At 73.1% G+C, this 14,176-nt stretch carries 13 protein-coding genes and 1 tRNA gene; 5 read left to right on the forward strand and 9 right to left on the reverse strand.

Going from position 1 to position 14,176, the window contains the following annotated elements; translation table 11 throughout:
• Window positions 1-186: 186 nt before the first annotated feature.
• The 7 genes from ACFVH5_RS12595 to ACFVH5_RS12625 form a co-directional block, all read right to left on the reverse strand.
• Window positions 187-260 (reverse strand) — tRNA-Lys (locus ACFVH5_RS12595).
• Window positions 251-901, reverse strand: a complete 651-nt coding sequence (locus tag ACFVH5_RS12600; protein WP_385833532.1) for a bifunctional DNA primase/polymerase — start codon at window positions 899-901, stop codon at window positions 251-253. Before ACFVH5_RS12600 ends, ACFVH5_RS12595 begins: the two co-directional genes overlap by 10 nt.
• A 301-nt stretch (window positions 902-1,202) precedes the next feature.
• Complete coding sequence (locus ACFVH5_RS12605; RefSeq protein ID WP_107016056.1) at window positions 1,203-1,568, reverse strand: hypothetical protein; 366 nt, start codon at window positions 1,566-1,568, stop codon at window positions 1,203-1,205.
• Window positions 1,569-1,694: 126 nt separating this feature from the next.
• The gene (locus ACFVH5_RS12610; RefSeq protein ID WP_385833533.1) at window positions 1,695-3,029 is read right to left on the reverse strand and encodes an AAA family ATPase; all 1,335 of its coding nucleotides are present in this window, start codon (window positions 3,027-3,029) and stop codon (window positions 1,695-1,697) included.
• Window positions 3,026-4,675 carry a hypothetical protein gene (locus ACFVH5_RS12615; RefSeq protein ID WP_385833534.1) on the reverse strand — a complete coding sequence of 550 codons (1,650 nt, stop codon included), beginning with the start codon at window positions 4,673-4,675 and terminating at the stop codon, window positions 3,026-3,028. Before ACFVH5_RS12615 ends, ACFVH5_RS12610 begins: the two co-directional genes overlap by 4 nt.
• The gene (locus ACFVH5_RS12620; protein WP_385833606.1) at window positions 4,672-5,997 is read right to left on the reverse strand and encodes a hypothetical protein; all 1,326 of its coding nucleotides are present in this window, start codon (window positions 5,995-5,997) and stop codon (window positions 4,672-4,674) included. Before ACFVH5_RS12620 ends, ACFVH5_RS12615 begins: the two co-directional genes overlap by 4 nt.
• Entirely contained in the window at window positions 5,921-6,916 is a 996-nt protein-coding gene (locus tag ACFVH5_RS12625; RefSeq protein ID WP_385833535.1) for a phosphatase PAP2 family protein, read from the reverse strand. Before ACFVH5_RS12625 ends, ACFVH5_RS12620 begins: the two co-directional genes overlap by 77 nt.
• A gap of 207 nt (window positions 6,917-7,123) precedes the next feature.
• Here ACFVH5_RS12625 and ACFVH5_RS12630 point away from each other — a divergent pair, with 207 nt between their 5' ends.
• Window positions 7,124-7,720 carry a histidine phosphatase family protein gene (locus ACFVH5_RS12630; RefSeq protein ID WP_385833536.1) on the forward strand — a complete coding sequence of 199 codons (597 nt, stop codon included), beginning with the start codon at window positions 7,124-7,126 and terminating at the stop codon, window positions 7,718-7,720.
• Between the two features lie 63 nt (window positions 7,721-7,783).
• Here the strand turns inward: ACFVH5_RS12630 and ACFVH5_RS12635 are convergent, their stop codons facing one another.
• Window positions 7,784-9,295, reverse strand: coding sequence for a hypothetical protein (locus tag ACFVH5_RS12635; RefSeq protein WP_385833537.1), 1,512 nt, complete (start codon window positions 9,293-9,295; stop codon window positions 7,784-7,786).
• 276 nt (window positions 9,296-9,571) lie between these two features.
• Here ACFVH5_RS12635 and ACFVH5_RS12640 point away from each other — a divergent pair, with 276 nt between their 5' ends.
• Together ACFVH5_RS12640 and ACFVH5_RS12645 are read left to right on the forward strand one after the other, a co-directional pair.
• On the forward strand, window positions 9,572-9,952 hold the full coding sequence (locus tag ACFVH5_RS12640; protein WP_199854708.1) for a hypothetical protein: 381 nt from the start codon (window positions 9,572-9,574) through the stop codon (window positions 9,950-9,952).
• Window positions 9,953-10,258: 306 nt separating this feature from the next.
• Complete coding sequence (locus ACFVH5_RS12645; RefSeq protein WP_385833538.1) at window positions 10,259-11,119, forward strand: spermidine synthase; 861 nt, start codon at window positions 10,259-10,261, stop codon at window positions 11,117-11,119.
• An 85-nt stretch (window positions 11,120-11,204) separates the two neighbouring features.
• Here ACFVH5_RS12645 and ACFVH5_RS12650 read toward each other — a convergent pair whose 3' ends face one another.
• The gene (locus ACFVH5_RS12650; RefSeq protein ID WP_385833540.1) at window positions 11,205-11,768 is read right to left on the reverse strand and encodes a hypothetical protein; all 564 of its coding nucleotides are present in this window, start codon (window positions 11,766-11,768) and stop codon (window positions 11,205-11,207) included.
• Window positions 11,769-11,889: 121 nt separating this feature from the next.
• On the opposite strand from ACFVH5_RS12650, the gene ACFVH5_RS12655 reads away from it, so the two are divergent.
• Window positions 11,890-12,621, forward strand: a complete 732-nt coding sequence (locus tag ACFVH5_RS12655; protein ID WP_385833541.1) for a response regulator transcription factor — start codon at window positions 11,890-11,892, stop codon at window positions 12,619-12,621.
• Window positions 12,618-14,096: a sensor histidine kinase gene (locus tag ACFVH5_RS12660; RefSeq protein WP_385833543.1), complete on the forward strand. Its 1,479-nt coding sequence runs from the start codon at window positions 12,618-12,620 to the stop codon at window positions 14,094-14,096. Before ACFVH5_RS12655 ends, ACFVH5_RS12660 begins: the two co-directional genes overlap by 4 nt.
• The last annotated feature ends 80 nt before the right edge of the window (window positions 14,097-14,176 follow it).

A 14,176-nucleotide genomic window follows, 5' to 3' on the forward strand; every position in this document is an offset into this window, starting at 1 on the left:
AGCCCAAGTACGTCCAGTACGCGGACTTCCGCCCGGCACACCGAGAGCACGCACCAGACGCCGCCCGGCCCGCCCTCCGGGCGGACGCCGGGAATGTGACGGCAGGCCCTAGGCGGGCGCGCGGGGGCCGGGCGGCGCGGGCATGCGAGAAGCCCCCCGCTTCCGCGAGGGGCTTCCCACCGTCTGTGCGCCGCCAGGGACTCGAACCCCGGACCCGCTGATTAAGAGTCAGCTGCTCTAACCAACTGAGCTAGCGGCGCCTGCCGACGTCGTAGACCTTAGCATCCTGATCGGCGGGAGGAAAAATCGATATCGGCGCCGCGGGGAAGGGCTCGGAGAGCCGCCGCCGGGCCGCTGACCGGGCCGCTCGCAGTGCCGCCCACAGCATGATCTCCGGCCCCGGCAGCCAGGGGGCGCGGGTGTCGGGGGCGACCAGCCAGCGGGAGCCGAGGTGGGTGGCGGGAGTCGGCTCCGGCGGCGCGAAGGGGACCGGGGCGGGCACGGTCACCGCGTCCCCCGTGCCGTGGCACAGCAGCGGCGGGATGGCCCGGCCCCGCTCCGAGGCGCCACCCGATCCCCACTCCTCCCACTCCAGCAGCGAGGGCAGGCGCTGCGCCGTGCCGGGAGCGGCGAACAGGAGTATCCGGCCCCGGTGGGCGGCCACGGGACCCGAGCCCGGCCCCTCGTCCCACAGCCCGTCGAGCATGAGGCGGCCGAACAGGGCGGGGGCGTTGACGACGTCGAAGGCGGACCCGCAGGCGAGGACCACCGGGGCGGTGGGGCGGTCCTCCCAGAGGACGCGGGTGCTACGCGGATACGTTCCTGCCGAGGCGAGCCAGGCAGCCCCCTCGGGAGTGACCCCGGTGACCCCGGCCCCGCCGTAGTTCCCATCGATGCTCATACCACCCAGGTCTACCCGCCGTGATCGCCCACTCCCGCAGAGTTGCGAGAACCCAGGACAGGAGAGGACAGGGTGGAGTATCTTGCCCACCTGGCATATGCCAAGCCCCTTGAGGGAACACACCCCCAAGAGGGGCGCGGGGAACGGCGCAATCTTTTGTCTTGAGGCGGCGCAGCCCCCAAGGGGCGCGGGGAACGGCGCAGTCTTGTGCCCTTAAGGGGCGCGGGGAACTGCGCGACCAGCCACGACGGACCCGCACCCGCCGAACACCCCCGCCGAACACCCCCGCCCGGGAGGGCGATCACACCGGATCCGCATACCCCTCCGCGTCGGCCCCCCGCAACAACTCCCGCCCGAACTCCACCATCTTCATCGCATAGTCCTCGGTCCACTCGGCCCGCGCAGCGACCTCCGCAGGGGTCAGCCGATCGAACCGCCGAGGATCCGCAAGCTGCGCCGCAGCCATCGCCTGGAACTCCACGGCCCGATCGGTCGCCGCGCGGAACGCGAGCGCCAACTCCGTGGAGCGCGCCAGCAACGCCAGCGGATCGTCTATCGACTCCAGGTCGAAGAAGTGCTCCGGATCGGTCGCCGCCTCCGCCGGCTCGAAGAGCAGCGGCGCGGGGCGAAGCCGCGGCTCGTTCCGACGCGGCGTGGGCTCCGCCATGACTTCTCCTCCTCGTACAGCGGTCGGCCCGTCCTTGTGGGCGGGCCACCGTCCATTGTCCCTTGACCGCGCAAGTGGGCCACCGGCTCCAGCGCACGCCCCCCGAACACCCTCGCGCGCGCTCCCTTACGGCTCCCACACCACGCGGTGTTCGGACAGATGCGAGAACACCGCGTGGTTCGCCTCCCAGCCGTCCGGGAACTTCACCGTGACGCCCAGCTGCACCGGCTCCGTCGACGGGTGGTCGTCCAGCAGGTCGGTGACACCGGCGCGGCACACGACGATGCAGGCGTGCCGGTGGCGTGAGGCCAGCACGCACAGGCGGCCCGTCTCCAGGTGGAAGGCCGTCGCGTCGGGCCGCCCCGACAGGGGGTGCAGGACGACGGTCATGTCGAACTCACGGCCCTGCAACCGGTTCGCGGTGTCGACCGTCACCTCGGGAACGCCCAGTTCGGCCAGCGCCGCCCGGACGGCCGCCGCCTGATCGCGATGGGCCGTGCCGACGGCGATGCGGTCGGCCGTCAGCGGGGCCGCGTCGGGGGACCGCTCCGAGGTCGCCGCGCCGCCCCGGTCCAGCAGCCGGCGTACGACCAGGGCGAGGGCCCGAATCGCCTCCGGGTCCGTACGCGGGGTGTGCCGGGCGGGCAGTTCCAGCAGGCCCCAGCCCGACTCGGCCGCCTCGTCGATGACGCGGTCGGGGCCCGAACCGTCCGACGGCACCGCGAAGGCGAGCCGCCGGTCGCCGTGGCCCGTGCCGCTGCGGAACGGCGTGAAGGGGTAGAACGCGGCCGAGACCAGCGGCGCCGCGGAGGCGGGGAGCCGCCAGGAGACCGGCAGCCGGTGCTGCGGCAGCTCCGGATTGTGCGCGAGGAGGGTCGTCACGGCCGAGGCCGAGGGGTCGTACGACAGGCCCGCCCACTGCTCCGAGCCGACGATCGCGAACGGGTCCAACTGGCCCGGGTCGCCCACGAACAGCGCCCGCTCGAACAGCCCGGCCACAGCCAGCAGCGCGTCCGACCGCATCTGGTACGCCTCGTCGACGATCGCGTGCCGCCACGGCTCGACCCCCTTGACGTGCGCCCACTTCGCGGCCGTCGAGATGACCACGTCGAGCCCGGCCAGGTCGCCCGCCTTCGCGGACTTGCGGACGTTCGGCAGTTCGTCGAGCGCCTTGTCGTACGGGTCGGAGTCGCTGCTGTGCAGGCGGCCGACGGGCAGGTCGGGGTTCTTCTCGGCGAGCCGCACCACCAGGTCGTCCACCTGGGCGTTCGTCTGAGCGATGACCATCAACGGGCGCCCCGCCTCGGCCAGTTCGAGCGCGGCCCGTACGACGAGCGTGGACTTGCCCGCGCCGGGCGGTGAGTCGACCACGACCCCGCGGTGCGCCCCGTGCAGGGTGTCGCGCAGGATCGCGTCGGTGGCGCGGGCGGCCTCGGCCCCCGGGTCGAACACGGTGGTCACAGAACGTCCTCCGGGGTCACGGCGTCGGGCTGCGGGGCGGCGTCGGTCTCTCCGGGCGGCCCGCCGTGCGTCCACGGCGTGTCCTCCGGCTCGGGCAGCTTCGCGCCGCCCCGCTGCTCGTGCTCGAAGAGCGTGAAGCAGAGCGGATCGCCCTTCTCCGGCACGGATCCGGGCTCGGGCTCCTTGCCGCGGCCCATCTTGTCGAGGATGCGCAGCACGACGAGGGCGCCGCCGGAACCGGGCTCCGCCGAGCCGCCGTCCTCCTCGGGCGGGCCGTGCGAGCCGTCCCGTTCGTACCCCACGAACTCCGCCGACTGCGGCTTGCCGCCGAGCGAGCGGTAGACCTTCGCCCGCTCCCCGAGATGCGGCCGGTCGTCCGTCCGTACGGTCACCAGGGGGCGCGGGGCGGCCCGCTTCCCCTCGCTGTACGCCATCACGACATCGACTACCTCACCCGCGAAGGCCTCGCCCCCGAGCCGGCGCCCGGCCATGACCAGCGGGTCGTCCAGGGCCTCCTGGGCCTCCAGCCGGGCCTGTTCGCGCTCGCGCGTGGCGAGCTTGTTCGCCGCCGTGACCGCGTCGTCGCGGCGCGGCTGCGGCGGTTCACCGGCGAGGACGCGGTCCCGGTGGCCGGTGAACGACCAGCGGTCGCGGGTCCACCGGTCGGCCGCGCGCGGGCCTTCGGGCAGGGTCCGCAGCAGGTCCAGGCCGTGCCACACCGCGTCCCAGGTGGGGCGGGTGCGGCTGGCCACCAGCTCGTGGATGTGCCGTTCGGCCGCGGTGAGTTCACCGAGCCGGTCGTCCGCCTCGACACCGTCCTCGGCGGCCGCGAGCGCCGTACGCGCGCGGTCGTAGCGCTCGATGGCGGGGGCGAGCAGCTTGTTGTCGAAGGCCGGGTCGGTGGCCGGTCCCGCGGGCGGGCACACGAGCTGGCCCTGGGCGTTCCGCTCCAACTCGGCCCGCAGCGCCGCGTCGGCGCCCGACTCGCCCTGCGGCGGATCGATCCACGCGAGCAGCGCGCCGAGATGCTGGTCCTCCAGGGAGGACTGGCCGGTGGCCCAGTGCCGGGACAGCGCGTCGGTGAGGGCCGTCAGCAGCGACGAACCCGGCACCCGCGCCCGCTCCCCGTAGTGCGTGAGCCACCGCCCGAGCAACGGCACGCGCGGCGGCGCGGGATAGGGGGTCTCCGGGTCCTGCTCGGCGGTGCGCCTGAACCGCATGGAACGCCCCAGCAGCCGTACGAGTTCGATACCGGCCCGGCCCGGGACGATCAACTGCGGTGCGTCCGCGCACAGTTCGACCTCGACCTTGACCCGCTTGCCGGTCTCCGGGTCGGTCTCGTTGCGCTCGGCGGCCTCGACGTCGTCCGCGTAGGCGTCGATGTACGGCAGGACGATGTCCGCGAGCTCGGCGAGGAACGCGAAGCGGAGGTCGCGGTCGCGGGGCTGCGGCACGACGAGGAGGCGGGGGGCGTCGCGATCCGTGCCGACCAGTGCGCCGAGCGGGGCGCCGGCCTCTCCCGCGGTGGTGAGCGGGACGAGGACCAAGGGATGGTCGGTGAGGTGGCGGTGGCGGACGGTGGTGAGGGGCTGGGCTCGGCCGGTGCTCACGGCTTCCAGCCTGGCGAGGGTGGTGATCAGGGTCATTTCGACCCCGATCGCCCGGATTGCTGCGCGGTTCGCTGCGCGGCCGGTGGTGTGTCGTCTGCTGCGCCGTCGTGGCTGGTCGCGCCGTTCCCCGCGCCCCTTGCGGGGCCTGGGACCTGGGGTTCGTTGTCGTCTGCCGGGCCGTTGTGGCTGGTCGCGCCGTTCCCCGCGCCCCTTGCGGGGCTGGGGGTGCCCAGTGTTTCCATGCGGAGCTTGGCCGCTCTGCGGAGGGTTTCTACCGTGGGGTCCGTGGGGTCGCCCGTGTGGCCGTGGGCCGCTGAGAGGACGTCGGTGACCGTGGTCAGGGCGCCGAGTTCGGCTCGGAGGGAGCGGCCCAGGGAGGTGACCTCGCCCTCGGCGCGGGAGTGGGCGCGGCAGTGGAAGGCCAGTTCGCAGGCGGCCAGGCACTCGGGGGCGTAGGTCGCCGGGACCGACTCCACCGCGGCCGTCAGCTCGGCGGCGGGGAGGTCGGGGGAGAAGCAGGTGCCCTCGGGGAGCGCGTCGGCGATGTCCTCGACACGGGTCAGACGGTCCAGCTGGCGGCGGGTCACCGAGCACTGCTTGCGGACGTCCACGGCCGACGCGGTGGGCAGGTTGGAGAAGTCCTTCGGGCAGACCAGCAGCACCGTGTGGTGGACCTCGGGCGCGGGGTCGAGCCGGGCCGCGACCTGCTCCAGCGCCAGGACGTACACCGCGGACTGGCGGGCCGCCGCGCCCACCTTGGCCGCGTCCGCCGAACCGTCCAGCATCGGGAAGGACTTGATCTCGACGACCGTCCAGCCGCCGTCGGGGTGCACGACCACCGCGTCCGGCTCCAGGAAGGCGGGGGAGCCCGCCACCTCCAGCGCGAGCAACGGGTGGTCGAGGAGCGTCCAGCCGCCCGCCGCGGTGGCCTCGCGCAGCGCCAGCGCCGTACGGGCCGTGCGTCCCTCGGGGCCACTGGCGCCGAGGTCGGGAACCGCGCCGCCGACCGGCGGTTCGGCCCCCGCGTCCAGCTTCTCGTGCACGAGCCGCAGCAGCTCCGCGCCCCCGTCGGCCTTGACCCGCGCCTCGAAGGCGTTGCCCCGCATGAACGCGAACTGCGACTGCCCGAAGGCCGACGGCGAGCCGAGCGCGCTCGCCAGCACCGCCTTGTTCACACCCGCGCCGTCGAGGATCGCGCGCCGGCGGCACCCCGGATTAGCCGCGAGCGCCGCGAGGGCGCGCGCGTCCAGCGGCTGCGGTGGGACGGCCGGGCCGCGCAGCTCAGCGAGCCGGTGCCGGAGTCTCGTCCCCCGAGTCGACGGGACTGGCTGCCGGTTCGGCTCCCGGCTCGGCGGCACCCGGGGTGGCTGGGACCTTGCGTTGTCGGGGAAGTCGCTCACCCGGGGAAGTCTGGCACCCTGCACTGACAATTGAGGAACTTGTGTCGTGCGGGCCGACCGGGGCAGCGGCCGGGGGACCGCCGAGGGCCGGTGCGAAGGGACGGATCCCGAACCGTGTCCGGAAGGTGTCCGCGAGCCGCAGCACCGGCCGGGTCAGCAGGAATCCGACGCCCATGACGGCGAAGCCCGCGACCGCGTCCAGGAAGTAGTGGTTGGCGGTGCCCATCACCACGATCGTCGTGATCAGCGGGTACAGGACGCCCGCGATCTTGGTGAGCCGGGTGCCGCCGTACATCCAGAGCATCACACCGCACCACAGGGCCCAGCCGCAGTGCAGGCTCGGCATCGCCGCGTACTGGTTCGTCATGCCGCCGAGTCCGCGGGGCGCGCTCGCCTCGCCGCCCCACCAGCCGTAGTCGCTGTACTGGGCCATCGTGTCGACGAATCCGTGGCTCGCCGACAGCAGCCGCGGCGGGCAGGTCGGCAGCAGGGTGAAACCGATCAGGCCCATGAACGTGGACGTCATCAGCCAGGTCCTGGCGGCCCGGTAGCGCACCGCGCGGGAGCGGAACAGCCAGACCAGGACGGCGGGCGTCACCATGTAGTGCAGTGACGCGTACCAGAAGTCCGCCGGGATGCCGAGCCAGGGCTCACGCGTGAACAGGCGGTTCAGCGGGTGCTCCGCGTTCAGGAAGAAGAACTTCTCCACCCGCAGGATCGCCAGGCCGTGGTCGACGGCATGGGTCACATCCCCGCGCGCGAGGAGCCGTCCCGCCGAGTAGGCCCCGTAGACCAACAGGATCAGGGGCAGCTCGGTCCACCAGCGGAGGCGGGTTCGTGGTGCCGCCTCGCTGACTGGTGCATCGGTCCGCAGCATCCGATTCCTCCCCCTCCTGCTCCCCCGCGCGCAGTGCCGCGGACCAATGTACGGTCTGTGCGCTTCCCTCGTGGGGGCGCCCCCGGTGCTCAAAGACGCGGAGATCGCCCGCCGGGTTGCTTCTCGCCCAGGTGCGCGATGATTGAAGTGATCCATCCCTCGTTCTTCCGCGGTTCACCCGCCCGAGTTTCCCCGAAAGGCCCTTTCATGGCACCGCGCATCCTGTTGGCCCGCCACGGACAGACGCAATGGTCGCTGTCCGGCAAGCACACCGGCAGGACCGACATCCCTCTCCTGGACGAGGGCAGACGCGGCGCGAAACTGCTCGGCGAGCGCCTGCACCGGCCGCCGCTGGACGGGCTCTCCGGAGTGGAGGTCCTCACCAGCCCGCTGGTACGCGCGCGTGAGACGTGCGAGATCGCCGGCTTCGGCGGCCGGGCGACCCCCTGGGACGCGCTCATGGAGTGGGACTACGGAGCGTACGAGGGGCTGACCCCCGACGAGATCCGGGCCGACCGCCCCGACTGGCTGATCTGGCGGGACGGTGTGCCCGGGGGCGAGACCCTCGCCGAGGTCTCCGCGCGCGCGGACGAGGTCGTCGAGCGGGTCCGCGCCGGGGAGCGTGACGTGCTGGTCTTCGCCCACGGCCACATCCTGCGGTCGATCGGCGCCCGCTGGCTCGGCCTGGACATCGACTTCGCGGCCCGGGTCCGCCTCAACCCGACGTCCCTCTCGGTCCTGGGCTGGGCCTACGGAGAGCCCGCGATCGAGACCTGGAACGACTGCGGCCACCTGATCCCGTAGCCCGTAGCCCGTAGCCCGTAGCCCGTAGCCCGTAGCCCGGTCACGGCCTGGCCCGGTCACGGTCTAGGCCGGTCGCGGCAGCGCTCCGTGCCGTTCCAGGAAGTCCGACACCCCCGAGGCGCGGCGGTGCGGCAGCAGCACCCTGGCGGTCCCCGCCAGCATGGTCTGCACCCGGGACGACTGGACCTCGTCCAGCAGGTCCAGGACGCGCAGCCCGGCCGCGGCGGCCTCGTCGGGGTGCCCGGCGCGGGCCAGGTCGTCGGCGAGCTCGGCCGTGTACAGCGCGAGGTTGCGGGTGAAGTGCGGGTCCTGGAGCCGGGTCGCCCGGCGGGCCTGGTGGGCGGCGCGCTGCCAGTCGCCGAGCGTCGACCAGCACTGCGCCTCCAGGCCGGCCAGTTCGGCGTCTCCGTAGAAGCTCATCCACTCCGGATCGGCGTCGCAGGGCCCTCGCCCGTACAGGGCCTGCGCACGTGTCAGTGCCTGTTCGCAGCCCGTCCGGTCGGCCAGCCCCGCCCAGCCGCCCGCCTCGCGCAGCGCGAGCAGCGACAGGAGCCGGGCCGAACCCAGGGGGCGCGCCGCGTACTGCGCCGCCTGGGCCGCCCGTACCGCCTCGCGGGGCCGTCCCGCGTCCCGGGCGAGGAAGGACGTGTTGCAGAAGGCGTGCGCCTCCAGGGCCGGGTCTCTGGCCACCCGGGCCGTCGCGAGCGCCTCCGCGTAGTGCGAGCGGGCGTCGTCGAACCGCCCCGAGTCGTGCGCCAGCCAGCCGACCGAGATGGCCAGCTCACCGGCCCCGGTGTGCAGCCGGTCGGCGGTCGCCTGCCGCGTGGCGCCGGCGTCCAGCAGGGCGTACGCGGCCCGCAGTGGAGCCGCCGCCCTCCGGTACAGGCCGTCGGCGCCGTGCCGGTCGTCCAGCACGCGGATCTTGCGGACGGCGTCCTCCAGCGCCCCCGCCTCGGCTTCGCCGGCGCGGCGCACGGAACGCGGCGCGGCCTCGGCCGTGCCGCCGAACGCGAGCCCCCAGGGGCCCAGTGAGACGGCTGCCACCGTGGCGGTACCGCCGCTCATGAATGCGCGACGTTGCACGTCGCTCTCCTCGTGGTTCTGATCGTCGATCTCGTGCGGGCCGTACGGGTCGTGCGGGTCGTGCGGGGCGTACGACGCATGCGGCTCGTGTGCCGTTACATACGGCTCGTACGCCCCGTTCGTCTCATGCGGGGCGGACAGTGGGCTCGTGGTGCGTGGAGCGGGCGCCACCTCGGCGGTGCGCGCCCCCCGTCCACGTACCGCCGAACGGGGCACGAAGCCCAGGTCGGTCAGTGTCCGGCCGGGGAACATGTGCAGGAAAACCCGTTCGTACGCGTAGTTGGGACAGCGGATCTCGCCCGCCTCGACCCGCCCGATGTAGCGCGCGTCGCAGCTGACCCGTTCGTCGATCTCCAGGGCCGCCCGCCGCACGGCGGCGGCGAACTCGCCCGGCGAGCGCTGCCCGCGCAGGCGCCGGAAAGCGAGGTTCGGCCGTGGCGGCCGAGGTGGTCGAGGTGACTGGGACGACGAGGTCGTCGGTGACGACGCCATGGCCGGGCCCTCTCTCGCGAACCGTCGAACCATGCCGGAACCGGAGCGAGTTGATCATGCGAGCGATCGGGCCGCACCTGTGTTTCCGGCGGGCACGAACGTACCCGCTGTGATGAGTCGACCACACGGGGTTTGGCTACAAAACGGATATCTCATCCCTGATCTGCCATGAACTGCCATCCTTTGCGGCCGAGTTTCGCCGTAGCCGTTGACGCTGTGCAGCGTTGAACCATGTGGTGTGCTCGATCGAGGAGGGGTTCCGTGGTGGAGGCCAGGATGGAGACCAGGCAGAGCGAAGGCCGCGGGGACCCTTGTGACCTTGTCACCGTGCCCGCGCGGCAGGGGCTGGAGGCCGTCGACATTCTGCGGCGGGGTGCTCCCGCCGAGGCCGTCGGGCCCGTTCTGCACGACGACAACTGCGACACGCTGGGGTTTCTGGTGCCGCCCGGTACGGCTTCCGCGTGGGACGTCCCCGGCAGTACGTGTACGCGGACCGACGGGCGGGGGGTCCGGTTGGCGCCGCCCGAGCCGCCCGTCGAGGGCTCGGACTGGCTGCTGCCGCCGGGGGAGGCGGAGCTGGCGACGGATCCTGCGGTGTTGCGGGCGGCGTTGGGGGAGGCGGCTCGGTTGATCGAGGCCGCGGACAACTGCCGTTGAGGTGGGCCGGGGGGGCGTGGGGCTTGGCGTCTCGTCGGCGGGTGCGGGTTCGTTGTGGCTGGTCGCGCCGTTCCCCGCGCCCCTGAAAGACAAAAGACTGCGCCGTTCCCCGCGCCCCTTGGGGCTGCGCCCCCTCAAGGCGAGAGACTGCGCCGTTCCCCGCGCCCCTTGGGGGCTGCGCCCCCTCACGACGAAAGATTGCGCCGTTCCCCGCGCCCCAAAAAGCCAAAAGACCGCGCCGTTTCCCGCGGCCCTTGGGTGGGCCGGTGCTGGGGTGGGTTTGTTCGGCTGGTCGATAATGGGGGGATGGGTAAGGGGAAGAGTCGGCGTGTGGTGAGTGCGGCCGTTGCCGAGGAGGTCGACGGGGGGCTTGCCGAACTGGTGCCCGATCGGGAGCGGGCGCGCGGGTGGACCCTGCTCATCGACGGGGCCCCGCAGTCGCATGTCGACCTCGACGACCCGGCGTATCTGAGCTTCGAGTACCAGCGCCGCCTCGGGCACGTCATCGACCTCGTCGCCCCGCCCGGCCGGCCCGTGCATGCCGTGCACCTCGGCGGTGGCGCCCTCACCCTCGCCCGGTACGTGGCCGCCACCCGCCCCCGCTCCACCCAGCAGGTCGTCGAACGGGACGCGGCGCTCGTCCAACTGGTGCGGCGCGAACTACCGTTGGACCCGAACGCCCGGATCCGGGTGCGGTCCGTCGACGCACGCGAAGGGCTCGCCAAGGTGCCGGACGGCTGGGCGGACCTGGTCATCGCCGATGTGTTCAGCGGGGCGCGCACGCCCGCGCACCTGACATCCGGAGAGTTCCTCACCGAGGTGCGCAGGGTCGTGAAGGCCGGTGGCCTGTACGCCGCCAACCTCGCCGACGGTCCGCCCCTGGCGCATCTGCGCGGCCAGATCGCCACCGCGGCCGGCGTCTTCCCCGAACTCGCCCTCGTCGCCGACCCCACGGTCCTGCGCGGCAAACGCTTCGGCAATGCGGTCCTGGTCGCCTCCGACCAGCCACTGCCGGTCGCGGAACTGACCCGCCGAGCGGCCTCCGACCCCCACCCGGCCAGGCTCGAACACGGCAAGCAACTGAGGGACTTCACCGGCGGAGCAGCCCCGGTGACGGACGCGTCGGCAGTGGCGTCCCCCGCACCTCCGCCGTCGGTTTTCCGGTAGGGCCAAGGCGTAGCGGGCCCGTCTTTCAGGGGCGCGGGGAACTGCGCGACCAGCCCCCACCGGGCCGCGGACAGAACAAGAACCCTCAGTAATCGTTCACTTCGACCCGCGGCGCCGAGTCGTGCCACGTACAGAACACCGACACCCGATCCGCCCCGGACGAGAACTCCACCCGAATCCACGTCTCCGTCTTCCACACCTGCATCGACCACCCGGACGCGGGCGTCGCGGACACCAGCGACGCGGACGTCTTCCCGAGGTCGAAGACGGCCCGCCCCCCGTCGGTGTCGTAACTCTTCACCTCACCGGAGGCCCCCGCGCTCGGCGAAGCCGCATTCGCCGGCTTCGAACGCGACGCCGACGGCGACGGTGACGACGAAGCCGAGGGCGCGGCCGGAGAAGAACCGCTCGCGCGCGGCGACGGGCTCTTCGACGGCGAGGCCGCTGATCCCGCCGGTGGCTCCGGCCGACTCGTCGAGGACGACAGCGGTTTCGCCCCCTGCGCGGTCCCGTCCGCCGCGATCGGCAGGGCCCGCGGCGGATCGTAGGCCGTCCCCGTCATGACCGAGTGCACACCCCACCACGACAGCGTGACCGCCGCGCCCGTGGCGAGCGACCAAGCCAGTACGTGTACGAGTCCTCTGCGCATCGCGGGCCATCCTGCCCCACGAGCCCCGTCCGTGTCCCGTCCGTGTCCCGTCCGTCCACAGGCCTGGGAGTTGTCCACAGGCCCAGGACCCGGTCCGCCGGATTGGCGTACGGTGCGGCGCATGGCAAGTGTGCTCGTGGTCGAGGACGACCAGTTCGTACGCTCCGCTCTCATCCGGCATCTGACCGAGGCCGCGCACACGGTGCGCAGTGTCGGTACGGCCCTTGAGGCGTTGCGCGAGGTCGCCCATTTCCGTTTCGACGTCGTGATCCTGGATCTCGGCCTGCCCGACCTGGACGGGTCGGAGGCGCTGAAGATGCTGCGCGGCATCACCGACGTGCCCGTGATCGTGGCGACCGCGCGGGACGACGAGACGGAGATCGTCCGGCTGTTGAACGACGGCGCGGACGACTATCTGACCAAGCCGTTCTCGGTGGAGCACCTGTCGGCGAGGATGGCGGCGGTCCTGCGACGGGCCCGGTCCTCGGCCGCCGAGCCACCGCCCTCGCCCCAGCTCAGGGTCGGCGGCCTCGCCATCGACCCGCTGCGCCGCCAGGCCGAACTGGACGGCGTACGACTGGACCTGACCCGGCGTGAGTTCGACCTGCTGGCCTTTCTCGCGGGGCGGCCCGGTGTCGTCGTGGCACGCAAGGAACTGCTGGCCGAGGTGTGGCAGCAGTCCTACGGGGACGACCAGACGATCGACGTCCATCTGTCGTGGCTGCGGCGGAAGCTGGGCGAGACGGCGGCCCGGCCGCGCTATCTGCACACCCTGCGCGGGGTCGGCGTGAAGCTGGAGCCGCCGGGCCAGGGCGGGCTGCGCGGTCCGGCGGGCTCGGAGCCGGCGCGATGAGGTGGGCGCTGGTGAAGGTCTGTGTGGCCGTCACCACGATGGTCGTGGTGGCGTTCGCGGTCCCGCTGGGCCTGGTGATCAGGGAGATGGCGAGGGACCGCGCGTTCTCGAACGCCGAGCGGGAGGCGGCGGCCATCGCCCCCGCGCTGTCGATCACCACCGACCGGGCCGAGTTGGAGCGGGTCGTCGCCTCGGCCGCGTCGGACGCGGGCATGGCCGTGCACATCCCCGCAGGCGGCGGCAGCGGTGACAGTGGCGGCAGCGGCACCACCGATGCCGCCGATGCCACCGGTGATGCCGGTGGCTCCGGTGCGAAGCAGCAGGCCGTCGACATCGGGCGGCAGCGCGCCGCGGACAAGGACATCGCCACGACCCGGAAGCTGGGCCGGGCCTCCACCACCGAAGTGCCGGGCGGCTCCACGCTGTTGCAGCCCGTCGCGCTCAGCTCGGGCGCGATCGCGGTCGTCGAGGTGTACGTCCCCGAGGCGGAGGTCAGCAACGGCCTGGGCACCGCCTGGGCCGTCCTCGCCGGGGTCGGGGTGGCGCTGATCGTCGGCTCGGTCGCGGTGGCCGACCGGCTCGGCGTCCGGATGGTGCGGCCCGCGCAGCGCCTGGTGGAGAGCGCGCACGAACTGGGGGAGGGGAAGCTGGGGGCGCGGGTGCCCGAGGAGGGGCCGACCGAACTGCGGCTCGCGGCGGTCGCCTTCAACTCGATGGCCGACCAGGTCGTACAACTGCTGGCGAATGAGCGGGAGTTGGCGGCCGACCTCTCGCACCGGCTGCGTACGCCGCTCACCGTGCTGCGGTTGAACGCGGCCTCGCTCGGTGACGGGCCCGCCGCCGAGCAGACCCGGGCCGCCGTCGCCCAGCTGGAGCGCGAGGTCGACACGATCATCCGCACGGCCCGGGACGCCAAGCCGAAGACCGCCGCGATCGGAGTCGGCGTCGGCTGCGACGCGGCCGAGGTCGTCCGGGAGCGGATGGACTTCTGGTCGGCGCTCGCGGAGGACGAGGGACGCAAGGTGCGGGTGGCCGGGGTCGACCGGCCCGTACGGATACCCGTGGCCCGCGCCGATCTCGTCGCCGCGCTCGACGCGCTGCTCGGGAACGTGTTCCGGCACACGGCCGAGGGCACGGCCTTCGCGGTCGACGTGCACAACGGCGAGGACGCGGTGATCGTCCTCGTCTCGGACGCGGGCCCGGGGATAGCCGACCCGCAGGCCGCGATGGCCCGTGGCCGCGGTTCCGGCGCCGACGGCTCGACCGGGCTCGGTCTGGACATCGTGAGCCGGCTCGCGGAGTCGACGGGCGGAGACGTGCGGATCGGCCGGTCCGTCCTGGGCGGCACCGAGGTCAGGATCTGGATCCAGCTGGACGGGCGCGAGCCCGAGCGGCGCGGCCACCGGGGCTCGGTGCGACGGCGCAGGCCCGCCGCATTGGTCTCGACCTTTAACCGTTCCCGATCCCTTCCTTAAGCGCACCCTAAGAACCACAAGCCCCGTCCGGATCAGGCGTTTTGCCGGTTTCCGGCTCGCTAGCGTGCTGCCGCACCCCC

Source organism: Streptomyces sp. NPDC127119 (assembly GCF_042677425.1).
GTDB lineage: Bacteria > Actinomycetota > Actinomycetes > Streptomycetales > Streptomycetaceae > Streptomyces.